The 17,202-nt window shown below is 53.8% G+C and carries 16 protein-coding genes and 1 tRNA gene; 12 read left to right on the plus strand and 5 right to left on the minus strand.

Going from position 1 to position 17,202, the window contains the following annotated elements; translation table 11 throughout:
• Positions 1–20 precede the first annotated feature (20 nt).
• Positions 21–2,834 (plus strand): tetratricopeptide repeat protein, encoded by a 2,814-nt coding sequence (locus BJQ97_RS07260; protein ID WP_160156058.1) that lies wholly within the window; start codon positions 21–23, stop codon positions 2,832–2,834.
• A gap of 103 nt (positions 2,835–2,937) precedes the next feature.
• Here BJQ97_RS07260 and BJQ97_RS07265 read toward each other — a convergent pair whose 3' ends face one another.
• The gene (locus tag BJQ97_RS07265; protein WP_160156059.1) at positions 2,938–4,179 is read right to left on the minus strand and encodes an aminopeptidase; all 1,242 of its coding nucleotides are present in this window, start codon (positions 4,177–4,179) and stop codon (positions 2,938–2,940) included.
• Between the two features lie 288 nt (positions 4,180–4,467).
• Between BJQ97_RS07265 and BJQ97_RS07270 the strand changes: the two genes are divergently transcribed.
• From BJQ97_RS07270 to BJQ97_RS17370, 8 genes are all read left to right on the plus strand, one after another.
• On the plus strand, positions 4,468–5,904 hold the full coding sequence (locus BJQ97_RS07270; protein WP_160156060.1) for a sodium/proline symporter: 1,437 nt from the start codon (positions 4,468–4,470) through the stop codon (positions 5,902–5,904).
• Between the two features lie 515 nt (positions 5,905–6,419).
• Complete coding sequence (locus tag BJQ97_RS07275) at positions 6,420–8,075, plus strand: class I adenylate-forming enzyme family protein (protein WP_160156061.1); 1,656 nt, start codon at positions 6,420–6,422, stop codon at positions 8,073–8,075.
• Positions 8,076–8,133: 58 nt separating this feature from the next.
• The gene (locus BJQ97_RS07280) at positions 8,134–9,684 is read left to right on the plus strand and encodes an acyl-CoA carboxylase subunit beta (protein ID WP_160156062.1); all 1,551 of its coding nucleotides are present in this window, start codon (positions 8,134–8,136) and stop codon (positions 9,682–9,684) included.
• Positions 9,685–10,031: 347 nt separating this feature from the next.
• Positions 10,032–10,316, plus strand: a complete 285-nt coding sequence (locus tag BJQ97_RS07285; RefSeq protein WP_160156063.1) for an autorepressor SdpR family transcription factor — start codon at positions 10,032–10,034, stop codon at positions 10,314–10,316.
• A complete protein-coding gene (locus BJQ97_RS07290; protein ID WP_160156064.1) occupies positions 10,306–10,938 on the plus strand; it encodes an SdpI family protein in 633 nt (210 codons plus the stop codon). The genes BJQ97_RS07285 and BJQ97_RS07290 overlap by 11 nt, the downstream gene beginning before the upstream one ends.
• A 22-nt stretch (positions 10,939–10,960) precedes the next feature.
• A complete protein-coding gene (locus BJQ97_RS07295) occupies positions 10,961–11,743 on the plus strand; it encodes a YhfC family intramembrane metalloprotease (RefSeq protein WP_160156065.1) in 783 nt (260 codons plus the stop codon).
• A complete protein-coding gene (locus tag BJQ97_RS07300; protein ID WP_160156066.1) occupies positions 11,740–12,108 on the plus strand; it encodes a VOC family protein in 369 nt (122 codons plus the stop codon). The genes BJQ97_RS07295 and BJQ97_RS07300 overlap by 4 nt, the downstream gene beginning before the upstream one ends.
• 13 nt (positions 12,109–12,121) lie before the next feature.
• Positions 12,122–12,328: a hypothetical protein gene (locus tag BJQ97_RS17370; protein ID WP_201451744.1), complete on the plus strand. Its 207-nt coding sequence runs from the start codon at positions 12,122–12,124 to the stop codon at positions 12,326–12,328.
• A 46-nt stretch (positions 12,329–12,374) separates the two neighbouring features.
• On the opposite strand, the gene BJQ97_RS07305 is transcribed toward BJQ97_RS17370, so the two are convergent.
• Positions 12,375–12,557, minus strand: coding sequence for a small acid-soluble spore protein H (locus BJQ97_RS07305; RefSeq protein ID WP_011231614.1), 183 nt, complete (start codon positions 12,555–12,557; stop codon positions 12,375–12,377).
• A gap of 207 nt (positions 12,558–12,764) precedes the next feature.
• On the opposite strand from BJQ97_RS07305, the gene bioF reads away from it, so the two are divergent.
• Positions 12,765–13,934, plus strand: a complete 1,170-nt coding sequence (gene bioF / locus BJQ97_RS07310; protein WP_160156067.1) for an 8-amino-7-oxononanoate synthase — start codon at positions 12,765–12,767, stop codon at positions 13,932–13,934.
• Positions 13,935–14,076: 142 nt separating this feature from the next.
• On the opposite strand, the gene BJQ97_RS07315 is transcribed toward bioF, so the two are convergent.
• The 3 genes from BJQ97_RS07315 to BJQ97_RS07325 form a co-directional block, all read right to left on the minus strand.
• Positions 14,077–14,150: transfer RNA gene (locus BJQ97_RS07315), tRNA-Pro, on the minus strand.
• A gap of 295 nt (positions 14,151–14,445) precedes the next feature.
• A complete protein-coding gene (locus BJQ97_RS07320) occupies positions 14,446–14,673 on the minus strand; it encodes an MBL fold metallo-hydrolase (protein WP_160156068.1) in 228 nt (75 codons plus the stop codon).
• Positions 14,674–15,135: a Uma2 family endonuclease gene (locus tag BJQ97_RS07325; RefSeq protein WP_160156069.1), complete on the minus strand. Its 462-nt coding sequence runs from the start codon at positions 15,133–15,135 to the stop codon at positions 14,674–14,676.
• A gap of 222 nt (positions 15,136–15,357) precedes the next feature.
• Here BJQ97_RS07325 and BJQ97_RS07330 point away from each other — a divergent pair, with 222 nt between their 5' ends.
• Positions 15,358–15,933: a Uma2 family endonuclease gene (locus BJQ97_RS07330; protein ID WP_160156070.1), complete on the plus strand. Its 576-nt coding sequence runs from the start codon at positions 15,358–15,360 to the stop codon at positions 15,931–15,933.
• A gap of 173 nt (positions 15,934–16,106) precedes the next feature.
• The gene (glsA, locus tag BJQ97_RS07335) at positions 16,107–17,033 is read left to right on the plus strand and encodes a glutaminase A (RefSeq protein ID WP_160157565.1); all 927 of its coding nucleotides are present in this window, start codon (positions 16,107–16,109) and stop codon (positions 17,031–17,033) included.
• Positions 17,034–17,202 lie beyond the last annotated feature (169 nt).

A 17,202-nucleotide genomic window follows, 5' to 3' on the forward strand; every position in this document is an offset into this window, starting at 1 on the left:
ATCATAAAACGTGCCATACAATGAACATGCATGGCAACTATACGAGTCAGGTGATCGACATGGGGTTTGAACAGCAACTGGTTCATAAAACATTTTACGAGACGCTGATCGAGGCAGGGCAACGCGATGTAGTTGGCGTGCTTGGTGATATGTTTTTCGCGGCTCATCAGGATGGCGCTGATTTGTCGTCGATTCGCTTTGCCCAAGGGGAAGTGTATTTCCACCGCCGCGACTATGAAACGGCGATCTTTAAATGGGAACAAGTCCATCGCAGCGATTTGCGCCCATGGGCGCAAAAAAACATCGCCGACAGTTACTATGAGCTTGGACGGCTTGAGTTGGCCGAGGAGCTGTACCGCTCGATTGATACAGAAAGCGAAACGTTGCAAGCGGAAATCATTTTGCGCCTGTTTTCGCTCTACCGCGAGTCGGGGGAGAAAGAGAAAGCCGATGACACGATTAAGCGCGGCGTGACGCTGTATCCGGATTACCCGAATATGACCGAATGGGCGCGCGCTTTTTTCGAGGAGCAAGGCGACTGGCAAAGTGCGGTTGAACTGGCTTTAGGTGAGGCCGTGCGGACATCGGCGCGCCGCTGGGCGGACATCTTGACTGGCTACGTGGAGCAAGGACATGCGCGAACGATGACGCCTGCGCGGTTTTCGCGCTGCCTGGCGCTATTGTATGAAATGGATCGCGTGAAGTTTGAACGGCTTGTGCAGGCGCTATGGAACGGTTATCGGGATGGAGACCTCTATTTTTCGTGGCTCGCGGAGTGGAACCGCCTCTATGATGAGTTGGCGATCAGCCGCGACTACGACTGGAAGCGAATTCCTGGCCTTTTAGGGGAAGCCTATGCGGGATTGATGAAAGGGCCGTACCGATTGAAAGAGTTGGTGGAAGTGGTGCCACCCCTTGTAAAAAGTTGGGTGAGTTTAGCTGACGGTCCCGAGACCGCAGTGGCGGCAGCTGCCTTGTTGGCGTGGAGTGAGAAATTTCCTGAGGCGTTTGAAGAAGAGACGGTGAACGACGCCGCTAAGCGGCTCGTCGATGCGAAACAGCCAGCTCGGGAAGCTGGTGTGTCGCTATTTGAAGAAATTGCCGATTGGGCGGAAGAGCAGCGGGCGGGCTCGCATTTCCGCTTCCGTTGGCTCGTGCGGCAGCTGTCCGATTCGCGGACGCATTTCGTTTTGGTCGCTGGGGCGTCACGCCATGAGCGGTTGGCGTTTTTGCGGACGTTGGTCGGCGAGGCAGCGTTGGCGGCGCCGTCTGCGCCGGTGCTTGTGTGGAGAAACGGCGGGGAGATGGAAGTCGTGAACATCAGCGACGACCAGTTTACCGTTTTTTCAAGCATGGATGAATTTCAACAGGCAACGGGAGAACGCGGAAGCCGATTCTCCGATGACGTTGTCATTGAATGCACGGCGCCGTTTTCACTCGTGCCGCAAGGGATTGTCTTGTTGGATATCGGTCCGCTCGGCGGGCGCGCTTCATCCGAACATGAAGCGCTCGTGTCGCTTTCACTCGCTGACAGCATTCTCTTTCTTCTTAACGGCGAAGATCCGTTTTCTAGCGCCGATGAACAGTTGATGCTGCAGCTTTGCGAGCGGGCGCCGCATGCGCCGATGTACGTTTTGCTTCCTCCAGGCGACGGGATGGTGGATGAAGAGGAGACGGCGAGAATCGTTGAGGAAGTTGAAGCGCACATTCGTACGATCGTTCCGGGAGCCAGCGTCATTGTCTATTCGCCGCATGCGCCAAGCCGCAAGCAGCAACAAGCCCTCGTCGGTTGGCTTGAGGAGATGCGTCGCCATGTGTCACCGGTCCGCCGCGAGGAAGCGATTTTAACGACGATCCGCCAGTTCATCGCTCATTTATTCCGACAGCGGGCCGAGGCGGAAAGCCGCTTGGCGGAGCTGGTCGTGTGGAAAAAAGAAATGGCGGCCAAACTCAGCGGCGCTATTCATCAGCTCGGCGACCTGCAAGAGGAGAAAACAGCCAAAGCAGCCAAGTCGTTCCGCACTGTGTTGGCGGAAGTGCGGGCCGAGCTGTCAGCGGCGATTCCCGATCTGTTGCGCAACATGGCGGAGCTTGTGAGCGAAGACAGCGATTTTTCCCGCTTGCATCTTGAACTGAACGACAAAGCGAACGAACGGCTTCGCGCTTATCTCAACGAAGAGGTGTTGCCAAAGCTGCGCCGCGCCATGGAACATTGGATTGCAGCGACGGAAGATGAATTTAACGAATGCCAGGTGTTTTTGCATGAAATGGGCGAAGGGTTTAACGCCATGTTCGGCGAGGAGCGGCTCAAGCTCGAATGCGATTTTCGCATTCTCGCCGATTGGCGGCGTGATGCCGATCGGTTGACAAGTGGAGCGCAAATGGAAAAGGTGAACGTTTTCCTGCGCAGAACGCCAAGCCAGCTGCTGTTGAAAGGGGCGGGCAAACTGCTCGGCGCCTTTGCGCAAAACAAGGCGATGCTAGTGCAAAAGTATAAACAGTTCATCCAGACGCAAGATTACACCGAGGTGGTGGAAGCGGTCATCGAGCAGTTGCTGCTGCCGTTTGAATGGTTTGCCAAATCGCTTGAGCGCGATGTCACCCAATTTTTCCATGCGCCATTGACGGCGCTTGAGGAAACGTTGAAACGGCTGGAGCTGGAGATCGCCGCCCAGGAAGGCGAGCTCAAACATATGCGCAAAAACCCGGAGGCGTACCGCGACCCGCTCGTGCTCTTTGGCATTCGCTTGCGGCAATGCGAGCAGCTGGCGCAGGCCGCATCCGCCGCTGGGCAATGGCTGCAGGACGAAAACAAACCAATCCGTTCGGTCTAATGGTTCCGTGCGGAACCGTGTTTGAACGGAATAAGGCTGCGTCAACGATCGGGTCTGGCCGATCGTTTGGCGCAGCCTTATTGTTTAGAACCGGTGGAACCGATTACGACAGTTCGAATGCCCAGCTGCCGTTGCGGAAAATCGGTTCGCGTTTGCCGTCTTTTGTCACGCCGTCAATGTTCAGCTCAGCCGAGCCGATCATAAAGTCGACATGGACGAGGCTGTCGTTGACGCCGCGACGGTCAAGCTCGTCTTTGGACAATGAAGCGCCGTTTTCGATGTTCGTCGGATACGCCTTGCCGAGCGCCAAATGGCAGGCGGCGTTTTCGTCAAACAGCGTGTTGTAAAAAATGAGGTTCGACATCGACACCGGCGATTCGTGCGGCACGAGGGCGACTTCGCCGAGGCGGCGCGCCCCGTCATCGGTGTCAAGCAAATGCTTCAGCGTTTCATACCCCTCTTCGGCGCTGAAGTCGACGACTTGACCATCTTTGAACGTGAGCGTAAACCGATCGATCACGTTGCCGTTGTAATTGAGCGGCTTCGTGTTGCGCACCGTGCCGTTGACGCCGTCTTTATGGGGCATTGTGAATACTTCTTCTGTCGGAATATTTGGATTGAAGCGCACGCCGCTTTGACTTGTCGCCGCGCCGCCGTGCCAGACGTGCCCGTCGACGAGCTCGATGGTGAGATTGGTGCCAGGCGCTTCATAAACGAGCTGTTTGTATTGCTTGGCATTGAGGTAATCGACGATGCGGGCGAGCCGATCGTTATGTTCGCGCCACGCAGTGATCGGATCGTCTTGGTCGACGCGGACGATGCGGAAAATCGCTTCCCATAATTGGTCGATGGCTTCTTCATCACGCAGATCGCCAAATACTTTTTGCGCCCAAGCAGCCGTCGGAACGGAAATGAGCGACCAGCAGTTCCGGTCGGCCATAATGGCGCTCCGGTAGTTGGCGAGCGCTTGAGCCGCTGTTTTATTGGCCGTTGCGATCCGCTTTGGATCGACGTCTCTTAACAAGTCAGGATTGGGAGCGTAAATCGATAAAAAGGCAGCGCCTTGTTCGGCGAGTTCTTCCATCGCTCTCGCCCGCCACATCGGATATTCGGAAAATGCTTCATCCGGTGCGTGTGTAAATTTGATGTATGTAAGCGCCTCGTCGTTCCATTCGACATACACGTGCTTCGCCCCGGTTTCGTACGCGGTTTTGGCGATTTTGCGGACGAGCGGCGCCGCCTCAAGCGGGGCGTTGACAAACAGCGTCTGTCCGGGCTGAATGTTCACGCCCACCTTCACCGCCAGCTCGGCATATTTGGTTAATTCGTTTTCCCAACGATCCACTTCGGTCACTCCTTTTTTTGGTGTCAAGTCCACTTTAATACAATGTTGTTCCCTTTGGCAACTTTCATACATCCCGGCCGCCGGAATAAACGACATACCACGATCATAAAAGTAATAATAAAAGAGAAGACAGCAGGAAGGGGAAACGATTGGACAACAGCGCCGGCATTGTCGTCTCCGCATGAGGACAATGCTGGCTTTTTCTACGAAAGGAGGGATGGCTGGAAGAGAAGGTGAGAACGGTGCGATGACAGCCGGGAGAAAATGATACAACGGGGAGGAGAAACGATGAATGGCATCATTTTGGCAGAACTCGTGCTGTATTGTCTTGTGATGGCGGCGCTTGGCTATTGGTATGGGAAAAAGGAGATGAGCCATTCCGACTTTTTGCTTGGCGGAAAACAATTGCCCGGCTGGGCGCTCGCGTTTTCCGAGCGGGCGACGGGCGAATCAGCATGGCTGCTGCTTGGCTACACGGGTTTTGTGTTTGCGAGCGGGCTTTCTGCCATTTGGGTGGCTGTCGGCATCGTCATCGGCATCGTGTGCGCCTGGCTTTTTTTAGCGGATCGGTTCCGGCAAGAGGCGGAGCGATACGGCGCCTTGACGTTGCCAGGCTATTTAGCCAAACGGTTCGGTGCGCACGGGCAAACGATTTTATGGCTTTCCACCGTCTTAATTTTCAGTTTCATGATGTTTTACTTCAGCGCGCAAATCGCTGGAGCGGGCAAGACGCTGTTTGCCGTGTTTCATATCGATCCGAAGCTTGGCATGATCATCAGTGCGGCGATTGTCATCCTTTTGTCGTATACCGGCGGATTTGTCAGCGTCGTCTGGACAGATATGATTCAAAGTGTGCTTATGCTGGCCACGCTCGTGATTTTACCCATCGTGGCGGTGGTGGAAATTTACAGCGGCGGGCTGTCGATCAGCGCGGCTCTTCATCAGGCCGAGCCGAATCTTGACTCATGGACGGGAGGGGCGGCGGGTTTCGCGCTCGGGCTGCTGCTGTTTAACAATTTTGCATGGTTTTTCGGCTATCTTGGCGGCCAACCGCAACTAAGCGTCCGCTTCATGGCATTAAAAGATGCCCGCGAGGCGAAAACGGCCAAAACAGTGGCCATCATTTGGACGTTGCTGGCCTATGGAGGCGCGTTTTTGATTGGCCTTGCGGCGATCGCTCTTTACCAAAATCAATCGCTTGCCGATGTTGAAACGGTGTTGCCGCACATGGCGCTGGATTTATTGCCGCCGTGGCTCGCCGGGGTGCTTTTGTCGGGCATTTTGGCGGCCATCGTGACAACAGCCGATTCGCAGCTGCTCGTGATCACCAGCTCCATTAGCGAAGATATCGTCCGCCGCTCGCTGCGCCTTCGCCTGTCGGAAAAGCAGCTTGTCGCCCTTTCCCGCGCGGTTGTCGTCATCGCTGGGCTGCTTGGCTTGGTGCTGGCGATGACATCCGAATCGCTTGTGTATCTTATCGTCAGCTGGGCGTGGGCGGGAATTGGCTGCACGCTGTCCCCGGCCATTTTGTTAGCCTTCTTTTGGAAACGGTATTCCGGCATCGGCGTCATCGCGACCATTGCGGCCGGTTTTATCAGCACGGTCGTTTGGATTTCCTCGCCGCTTGAAGCCATCATTAGTTCGCGGTTTACGACGTTTGCCATTGCTTTGGCCGCCGGCGTGCTGTTCAGTCTGCTGTTCCCTGATCGGCAGCGGGCGAAGTAATTCGCCCGACGGCCGTTATCGACAAAGGTATCCTAAAAGAGATTGGGATGCCTTTTTTCATTCAATTCAAGAAAATGTGTTGCGCTTTGTTTGAAAGGAAATTCTCTGCCGAGCCCTTGTCCAAGGCGATGGTAATGGATTGAGAAAAGCGGCGCTGTTCACTGTTTGTCCATCACTTCTTGAATATATTGTGAAATAGTGAACGAATATATTTCGCTTGCTAAAAAGTGTAAGCAACATCTTCCAAAACGTCCGGCAGCAGCGTATAAATGACTGCCATCACGCCGCGCAGGCTGCTCCGGGCTTCCTAACAGCCGCTCCTTCTCCAATGTGGAAGGGGCGGCTGTTTGCCGCATCGGGGAAAATGGTTGGCTGTTCGAAAAAGGAAAACGGGCGAATGATGGCGAAATGATATGCATATGGATGAAGCAGGGGACATGAACAACCGTTTGAGAGCGTTTTCTGATAGAGAACATACCAACCGTTCAGTATTTTAACGAAGGATGGTGAAACTGATGAACGAAACGCGCCCATACTGGCCGAGCGGGCTGCCGACGGAGCTCCGCTACGTGCTCGGCGAACAGCCGCTCTATCATTATTTGCGCCATCGCGGCGAACGGGAGGAAAACCAGCCGGCGTACATCTTCTATAACAAGGTGATGACGTGGGGAACATTGCTCGATCACGTCCGCCGTTTTGCCCGCTATTTGCGGGAAAAAGAGGTGGGAAAAGGAAGCTATGTCGCCTTGTACATGCAAAACTGCCCGCAATACATCATCGCCCATTTTGCCGTTCAGCAGCTCGGCGGCATCGTTGTTCCGCTCAACCCGATGTACCGGGAATCAGAGCTTGCCTATTTTTTCGCTGAAGTGCCGCTTGTCGGCATCATCGCCGGAGAAGAAGGATTGCCGCGCGTGCGACAAGCGGAACAACAAACAGCCCCGTTGTCGTTTATCGTGGCGTGCCATTACGGCGATTACGCGGACCCGGCAGGAGGCATCCCGCTTTGCGCCGAGCTCGTGCAACCAAAGCAGTCAAACGGCGAGGCGGACGATTTTGCGGCTATCATCGCCGCTTATCCGCCGCTCGATGAGGCCGCTCCCATTGACTTATGGAACGATGTCGGGCTGATCATTTTCACATCCGGCACGACTGGGCGGCCGAAAGGGGCGATGCTGACGTATGGCAACGCCCTGTTTAAGACGGCCGCGTCTGCGCAGGCGAACCGGTTGACGGAAAAAGCGGAAGTGCTGATGGCCCATTCACCGCTTTGCCATATCGCCGGGATGGTGATGGGGCTGAATACGCCGGTGTACACGGGGAATCCGTGCGTGCTGTTCACCCGCTTTGACCCGATGGCAACGATCAAGGCCGTTGAAATGTACAAGGTGACAGCCTGGTACAGCATCGCCCCGATGAATGCAGCCCTTTTGCAAGTGCTGCCAACCACTTCTGCCGACTTGTCAAGTTTAAAACGCAACTTGGCGACGAGCTTCGGTCTGCCGGTGACGAAAGACCTTGCCGCGCGTTGGGCGGAAGCGACCGGCGGGTGCTCGCTGTATGAGGCGGCATATGGGCTGAGCGAGACGCATACGTGCGACACGTTTATGCCGGATGATCGCGTGAAATTCGGCTCGTGCGGCATCCCAACGTATGAGACGGACATCCGCATCATCGACCCGGAAACGAAACAGGAGCTTGGGCCCGGACGGTCGGGGGAAATTGTCGTCAAAAATCCAGGTGTCTTTAAAGGTTACTTCCGCCGCGATGACGCGACGAACGAGACGCTGAAAGACGGGTGGGTGTACACAGGTGATATCGGGTATATCGATGAAGACGGCTATTTGTATTTCCAAGGCCGGTTGAAAGAAATGATCAAAGTGTCCGGCTACAGCGTCTTTCCGGAAGACGTCGAGGCGCTGTTGAACGAGCATCCGGCCGTTAAGCAATGCGCGGTCATCGGCGTGCCTGACCCGGCGAAAGGGGAAGTGCCGAAAGCGTTTGTCGTTCTCCATGATTCGTACAAAGGAAGGGTGGCGCCGTCTGACTTGATCGAATGGGCGAAAACACATATGGCAGCGTTTAAATATCCGCGCTATGTCGAGCTGATTGACGAGCTGCCGGCGACGCCTTCCGGAAAAGTATTGCGAAAGTTGTTGCCAAGGGGCTAACATAGCGGCGGGGTTTGATGCGGGCCGCCCCGCCTTTTTCTGCCAAAGGGGGATCGCGATGAAACATTTGCGTCAATTAACAGACGAACTGATGGCGAAAAAAGCACGCGCCGCGCTAGGCGGCGGAGAAGAGAAAATCGCCAAGCAGCACGCGAAAGGGCTGCTGACGGCCAGGGAGCGGATCGAACGGCTTGTGGATGCCGAAACTTTTGTCGAGTTCGGACAGCTGAACGCGTCCGACCAACCTGGTTTGGAAGAAACGACGTATGGAGACGGGCTCGTCGCCGGCATCGGCAAAGTAAGCGGCCGCCCTGCCGTCGTGATCGCCGGGGATAAAACGGTGCTCGCTGGCACGGAGGGAAACGTCCATTTGCGCAAATCGCGGCAAATGCATGCGTTGGCCGTGAGAAATGGCTTGCCGATGTTTTTCCTCCATGAAGGCGGCGGGCTGCGCATGCCGGACGGAATGGGGTCGGACGGGATCAGCGACAAATTGTTTCCGCGCGAGCTGCTCACTCATCACCGACAAGTGCCGACAATGGTGGCGATTTTGGGAGACAGCTACGGCGGTCCGACATGGACGGCGGTCAGTTGCGACTTTGTCACGCAGCTGAAGGGGACATGCATGGCGATCGCCGGGCCGCGCATGCTCGAGCTGGCAAACGGGCAGCGCGTTTCTCCAGAAGAGCTTGGGGGCGTAGACATTCATCACCAGTATACAGGGCAAATTGACGCCGATGGCGAGACGGAGGAGGAATGCATCGGGCAGCTGAAACGATTTTTCTCGTACATGCCGCCAAACGCGAACGAGCGGCCGCCAATGCGGAAGACGGACGATGACCCATACCGGATGGTGGAGGAAGTGTTTTCGATTTTGCCGGACAGACGAAGCCGCGTCTATGATATGCGAAACATCATCGCCTGCCTTGTCGATGACGGCGACTATTTTGAGTGCCAGAAAAAATTCGGCAAAGCGCTCATCACCGTTTTGGCTCATTTGAACGGCCATGTAGTCGGCATCATCGCCAATCAGCCCAACCAATACGCAGGAGCGCCCGGGCCGCAGGAATGCCAAAAGGCGACGGAATTCATTTGCTTGTGCGACTCGTACCATATTCCTCTCATTTTTTTGCATGATACGCCTGGCTTTCGAATCAGCGTCGAGGCGGAAAAAGCGAAAATGGCGACGAAAATTATGGTGTGGAATCAGGCGCTGGCGTTATCAACCGTCCCGAAAATTTCGGTTGTCATCCGCAAAAGCATCGGCGCGGCGTACGGCAATATGTGCGGACCGGGGATGGGAGCGGATGTGGTCGTCGCCTGGCCGAGCGCGGAAATCAATTTCACCGGTCCAGAAGTCGGTGTCAACGTCGTATACGGCCGCGAGCTTGAACGCGCCGACAACCCGCATGAGCGGCGTCAGGAGTTGCTCAAACAGTGGTCGTTTGACAGTTCGCCGTATGGGGCGGCGCGAAAGCATTTGATTGATGACGTCATCCATCCGGCAAAGACGCGGAAGTTCCTTTGCCAAACGCTCGAATACTTATTGACGTCCAAGCGCGAAAAAAGCGAGCGTTTGCTTGCCGCTTGGCCGACGGGGTTTTCATAGAAGCCAGTGAGAAGTCCCCCTCTACCAATGGTGGAGGGGGCTGCGCTTGGCTGTTCGCCTCTCTTTCGTCGAGGGGTAGCTATCGGTTGCCGCATGTGGGATGTTAAAAGTCGGGAAAGACATTGACAATCCAATGGAAATGGAATATTCTTTAATTAGAAAGATGTCTAAATATCGAATGTTTTACTCTATATTTAGACAGTTTTCTAAATGTCTAACTATATACATGCATGAAAAACTGCTTGCATGTGCCGCATAGGAAATAACGACAAACGAAAGATACCCCTCAGCGGCCAATCCAACTCTTGAAGGTGTATCCAAAACTCGTTCACAAGGTGGGATCGCCATTGTCGTTCAACGAAGCGTTTAAAGCGATTGCCGACCCGACGCGCCGGAAAATTTTATCCTTGCTGCGAAAAGGGGATTTGACGGCAGGGGAGATCGCTTCGCACTTTGATATGCAAAAACCGAGCGTATCGCACCATTTAAAAATTTTGAAACAGGCTGATTTGGTGCAGGATCGTCGGGAGGGCCAGCATATCTATTACTCGCTCAACACGACGGTTTTTCAAGATTTGCTCCGCTGGTTTTACGATTTTGTCGAAAAGGGGGAGAGAAACGATGAGGATTAGCCGACTTGCGATTGTGCTTACTGCTTTGGCCTATTTATTAAGTTTGGCCGCCCTCCCGTATTTGCCGGACCAAGTGGCGGTTCATTGGAATGCTTCCGGTGAAGCGGACGGCTTCAGCAACAAATGGTTGGGCGCGTTTCTTCCGCCCTTATTGATGACATTTCTCATCATTTTGATGGGAGTGCTGCCGAAGTTCGATCCGAAAAAAGAAAGTTACGGCCGTTTTCAAAAAAGCTACGGCATTTTCAATGCGGCGCTCGCATGCTTTTTCTTTGTGCTGCACGTCGTGACATTGGCGTACAATCTCGGGTTTCCGGTCGATGTTGGGCTGCTCGTGCCGCTTGGCGTCGGGGCGCTGTTTATTGTGCTTGGAAACTACATGCCGAAAATCAAACATAATTATTTCGTCGGCATCCGCACGCCGTGGACGTTGGAAAGCGAGACCGTTTGGAACAAAACGCACCGCTTCGGCGGCAAAGTGTTTATCGCGATGGGGATTTTGTCGATGCTGACCGTGTTTTGGCGCGGGGAGATGTTTATCCTCGTCATCGTTTTTGGCAACATATATGTCATTGTTCAATCATTTCTCTATTATCAGCAAGAGCAGCGCAAACGTTCATGAATAGGTGGAAGGGGGATATAATATGGGCATGGCGGGCGCAGTGGCGCAGTTATTCATTTCGCTGTTGGTTCCTATTGGACTTGTATGGTATGGGAGGAAAAAAGGGTGGCTTTCATGGAAGGCGCTCGGCATCGGGGCACTAATCTTTCTCGTTTTCTCACAAGTATTGGAAAAAGCGTTGCACATCGCCGTGCTTGAACCGGGGCGCCCGGCGTTGAAAGGCACGGACAGCGTCTGGCTCTTTGTCCTATACGCCGCGCTTGCCGCCGGCGTGTTTGAAGAAATTGGCCGCTATGTCGGGTTCCGTTGGCTGCTAAAGCAACATCGCGGATATGGCGATGGTTTATCATTCGGGCTTGGACACGGCGGGACGGAAGCGGTATTGCTCGGGGTGGTTGGCGCGGTCAACGTCATCGTGCTTGCCAGCCTGATTCAATCCGGATCATTCGACAAAACGATCGCCCCGTCGCTTTCGCCCAGGCAGGCGGAGCTGATCAAGGAGCAAGTGCTGCACACGCCGTTTGCGATGTACGTGTTAGGCGGCTTGGAACGGCTGTTTGCCTTGGCGGTGCACGCGGCGCTGTCGCTACTCGTTTTGTTTGGGGTGCGCAAGCGGCAATTCCGCTATGTCCTGTACGCCATTTTGCTTCACGCCGCGATGGATGTTATGCCTGCCTTGTATCAGGTGAAAGTCGTCACGAATGTTTGGGTGGTGGAAGCGGTGCTATTGATTTGGGCGGTCGCCGCTGTTTTATTCATTGGCCGCATGAAACCGGCATTCGAAAGGGGAGGAGAGAAACGATGATTCGTGTCAAACGGCTTGACCATGTGCAAATTTGCATTCCATTTGGCGCCGAAGACGAAGCGCGCGCTTTTTACACCGGTGTGCTTGGTTTTCAAGAAATCGAAAAGCCGGAATCGTTGAAAGGAAACGGCGGACTTTGGTACAAAGTCGGGGATATCGAGCTTCACATCGGGACCGAAAAACGCGACGGCTATAACAGCAAAAGCCACCCGGCGTTTGAAGTGGAAGATGTGGAAGCGGCGCGCCGCTATTTGGAAGAGCGCGGCGTCGCGACGCAAGACGAAAAACCGATCCCGGGGGTAAAGCGGTTTTCGTTTCGCGATCCGTTTCACAACCGGATCGAGTTGTTGGAAAAAATCGAATAAACCGGTGTTCTAGATGAAGGGGTTGGCCGCTCTTTCGCCGCATCATTGGGGGCATGCTAGAGGCGAAAGGAGAGATCGCGATGAAAATGAAACCGAACAACAAGCGCGACGGGCAGCCCGCGCGGTCGACGCCAAAGCAGCAGGCCGTGCGTCGACGTCGATGAGGGAACAAGCGGTGCAAGACGCCTGCAAAGAGCGGGAAGAGATGACGGCTGACTAAGGGAAAAAGCGGGAGAAAGGGCGGTTCCTTTCTCTCGCTTGTTTCGTTACGAATGCTCTTCTAAGCTTGCGACCGGCACGCTTTGCTTTTGGTTCGGGTTGTCAAGCGGGTGGATCGTCGCCACGCCTTTTTGCTGGTCGACATGTTCGATGTAAATGCGCTGGCCATTGTACGTGACGTTCGCCATCACTGGCGACGACGCAATTTCTTGCGCTCGACGGACATCCATTTCCAACACCTCCTTTTTGTCGATAACACGTATAGTATGACATGTCTGCGATTGGACTATGCATGCGGTCGAGGGTGGAAATGAATAATTCACAGAACCATGTGCTAAATAATCAATAAACGAAACTGCTCATCTTTTCCTAGCCGATTTGCGGGTTTTAATGTAAACTATTTTTTATAAACAGTTTACATATAAGGGAGGATACGGATGAAAGCCGAACTAACCGCCCAACTGCACGAATGGGAACAAAAAGCGCAAAAACGTCAGCTGCGCCGGGCTGAGGCTTCAGGCGCTTCGGTCATCCTGAACGGAAAGCCGATGTTGAATTTAGCGTCCAATAATTATTTAGGGTTGGCGGATGACAAGCGGCTCATTGAAGCGGGCTGCGAAGCGATGCGGTCCTACGGAGCCGGAGCGGGAGCGTCGCGGCTCGTTGTCGGCAACCATCCGCTTTATGAGCGGGCAGAAGCTGCATTGAAACAGTGGAAAAATGCGGAAGCGGCGCTCATTTTCAACAGTGGTTACACGGCCAACATCGGCGTGCTGACAGCGTTGATTGGTCGAGATGATCTTGTCTTTAGCGATAAGTTGAACCATGCGAGTTTGATTGATGGCATCCGCTTGAGCAAAGCAACCTGTTTCCGCTATCGACATAACGACATCGATCAGCTGGAATCATTGTTAAAGCAATCTCCGCCTGCGAAGCGGAAATGGATCGTCACCGATGCTGTCTTCAGCATGGACGGCGATATGGCGCCATTGAAGGAGCTTGTCGAGTTGAAGCGGCGTTACCGTGCCGTTTTGCTCGTTGACGAAGCGCACAGCGGCGGCGTGTTCGGACCGAACGGCGAAGGGCTGCTTCACCATTTCGGGCTTGAGAAGGAAGAGGATGTGATCGCCATCGGCACCTTCAGCAAAGCGCTTGGCAGCTTCGGAGCATATGTAACAGGAGAGCCGTGGCTTGTCGAGTACTTGGTCAACAGCGCCCGCAGCTTCATTTTTACAACCGCTTTGCCGCCTGCTGTCCTTGCCGCCAATGAAGCCGCCATTCGCATCGTCCAATCTGAGCCGGAGCGGCGCGAGCGGCTGCATGCCTTAAGTGAAAGGTTCCGAGCCAAGCTGAAGCGGCTTGGGTTTGATACAGGCGGCAGCGAGACGCCGATCGTTCCCGTGATCGTCGGTCCGAACGATCGGGCTGTGGCCATGAGCGAGTTACTGCAGGAAGCGGGCATCGCGGCTGTCGCCATCCGTCCACCGACCGTTCCTGAGGGGACAGCGCGCATTCGTTTTTCCATCACCGCCGCGATGACGGAAGAAGACATTGATATGGCTGTTGACTGCATTGCGTTGGCGGGGAAGCAGGTAGGGCTGATTTAGTTTGAGGGAGAAACGGGAAGGCATATGCCGTCCTTGCTGCTGGACGGCAAGCACCTTAATTGTTTGTGCTTCGTTTTCAACATGTTGAACGCGGGCTCAGAAAAGCAAAAAACCAGCTGGATTTCCTTCCAGCTGGTTTCGATCGGGATGACAGGATTTGAACCTGCGACCCCACGCACCCCATGCGTGTGCTCTACCAAGCTGAGCTACATCCCGAAATGGATGGTGAGACATTTTCGATTATACAAGAAAAGCAGGACAAAATCAATGGCGAATTTTGCGTTGGTGGGAAAAAGGATGCAGTTGACAGGACAACGACATCCCCATTGTTTGCAAGCCGGCCCCAGATTTGTTTGGCCGTTTGATTGGCATTTGATTGACCGCGCCGTCGAGAGAACTGGCATGGAACGTCACATTCGGCTCAACAGCAAGGTTTCCCTATTTGAAAAGCTATGCGAAACCGTTCTTCTCGCCATAACTATCGGTTTAGGGAGACAAGGCTGTTTTGAAGTCATGCCGTTGACGAGGTGATTCGCTCCAGCTGTTCGCGAATGTTGCCGCGGCACAATCCGCCGCGGCAACAGACGACCGTCTCGATGTGAAAATCGAGCCATTTTTGCACCGAGCGCATCGCTTCCTTCATATCAAGCGTAAACGCTGGATTCGGTCCATAGAGCCGCCCGTCTTTCGCAGTGAGCGCGTCCCCGTCCCCAGCGATCAACAAGCGGTGTTTCGGCAATTAAACACCTTGGAAAACGAGCGCGGTGTCAATCGTTCCGATAACAGAATCGAACGTTTCTCCGCAGGCGATGATCGTCTCGGCGTATCGATCATGTTCGAGTGTGCACTGGCGGGTCGTTTTGTTGTATGGGTCGGCGATCCAGTATTCTTCCACTCCGTAGGCGCAGTACAAATCTTTTTTCAGCGTCACATCGATTTTGTATGTTGACGGGTTGACAACTTCGATGACGATGAGCGGCCGCCCCTTATAGCCGCCGGTGATTTTTTCCGGCCGTTCGCAATAGACGGCGACATCCGGCTGGATAAACTCGTTCATCACTTTTCCGTTCTTTTCGAGTTTCACGGATAAGTTTGAAATCGGTTGACATTGGCTTTTTCCTTTGATCATGGAAACAAGATTGTCGCAAACGATTTGATGTTCCCATGACGGGGACGGGGACATGTTGATGGCTTCTTGCATGCTTCTCACCTCTTTTTCATTATACTTGAAACCGTTCTCCCTTGCCTACAACAGGTTGTTGAGAAAAAAGAAAACGCTAGGTTGCCGGGCAGCGTTTCAAGTATACTAAAAAGAAAAGAGGAAAGGATGTAAGGGATTTTGTCGAAAAATATTTTTTTGACACCCCTGAGAGGCCGCAAAGCCTTGATACATCAACATTTCTAGATGGAGGAGGCCGTTTTGATGCCGATGTCGGAAAAAGGGCAGCCGTTCACCTATGCGCAATACATGATGCTCGACGAAGATGTACGATATGAGGTCATTGACGGCCAAGTCTTCAACATGTCTCCCGCTCCGACGCCGAAACATCAGGCAGTGCAACGTGAATTGTTGGTGGAATTTGCGACATATTTGCGGGGGAAAGAATGCACCGTATTTGGCGCTCCGATCGACGTTTGTTTGGCGGAGAGAGATGATCCGGAACAAATTCGCGAATGGGTTGAGCCGGATCTTGTCGTTGTCTGCGACAAAAGCAAAATTCGTGAAAAACGAATTGTTGGTGTGCCGGATCTCGTTGTGGAGATTATTTCAAAATCAACGGTGCGCAAGGATAAAATCGTCAAATTTCACCGTTACGAGCGGGCAGGGGTGAAAGAATATTGGATTGTCGATCCGGTGAATGAGACGATTGATGTCTATGTGCTTGAAGAAGGGAGATTCCGCCATCAAGGGATGTATGTCCGCGATGATACGATTCCTGTCCGCCTGTTTCCCGGATTTGCGATCGAATTAAAAAACGTGTTTGCCGAAGAAGAATAAGAAAAACGGCTGCTGTTCAAACAGCAGGCTCAGGCTGCCGACTTGAGAGGAGCGGGGCGGTTTTTTGCCGGCGGTCCGCTTGGCGAGGGCAAAGCGCCCCCCGTCGGAAACCGCCGATGTTTGAATCGTTTGGGCATAGAAACGGAAAAAATAGGCGATACTAACCATCGGTGATGCTTGTGTACAACCAAGAAGAACTGGCCCGCTTTGTCGAAGAAGCGAAGCAGTACGCCCGCTACGGAAAAGTAGCCGATTACATTCCCTCTCTAGGCAAAGCGAATCCGAATGAACTGTCGGTCGCCATCCACACTTCGGACGGCAAGGTGGTGAGCGCCGGGGACGTGACAGTGAAAGTGACGCTGCAAAGCATTTCCAAAATGATTGCGCTCGCCCTTGTGCTGATCGACCGCGGCGAGGATGAGGTGTTCCATAAAGTCGGCATGGAGCCGACGGATTATCCGTTTCATTCCATTGCCAAATTAGAGGAAAAGCCTGCCAAACCGCTGAATCCGATGATTAACGCCGGTGCGCTTGTCGTCACGTCGATGATTCAAGGCGGCTCGGTGTCCGAACGGCTGGAACGGTTGTTAGCGTTCGTCCGCCGTCTCGCTGGCAACGAACGCATCTCGTACTCCGACGAAGTGGCCCGCTCCGAATTTGAAACAGCGTTTTTAAATCGTTCGCTTTGCTATTTTCTAAAGCAGCACGGGATGATTGACGAAGATGTCGAAGAACTGATGGATTTGTACACGAAACAGTGCGCCATCGAGATGACGTGCATCGATTTGGCGCGCATCGGCTTGGTGCTGGCGCTTGACGGACGCGATCCGCATTCGGGCGAGCCGCTCATGCCGCTTGATGTCGCCCGCATTTGCAAAACGTTCATGGTCACGTGCGGCATGTACAATGCGTCGGGGGAATTTGCCATCAAAGTCGGCATTCCGGCGAAAAGCGGTGTCTCGGGCGGCATTCTCGCCGCCGTCCCCGGGCGGTGTGGCATCGGCATTTTCGGCCCCGCTCTCGATGATAAAGGGAACAGCTTGACCGGGGTGAAACTGCTCGAGCGGCTGTCGAAAACGCACTCATTAAGCATTTTTTAACGTAATTTCAGAAAGAAGTCTCCCGCCTCAAGGAACGTGAAGGGCACAGCCCAGTGAGTAGGCGGGAGATGAATTTCGGTTGCCAATCGCCAACGAATATGATAGTCTATGGTTAGAACGGACACCTTCGGAATGAAGGGAAGCGTAAAGGGTTCTTGTGTGTGGCTTA

The organism is Geobacillus sp. TFV-3, from assembly GCF_009901865.1.
In the GTDB taxonomy this organism is placed as follows: domain Bacteria; phylum Bacillota; class Bacilli; order Bacillales; family Anoxybacillaceae; genus Geobacillus; species Geobacillus thermoleovorans_A.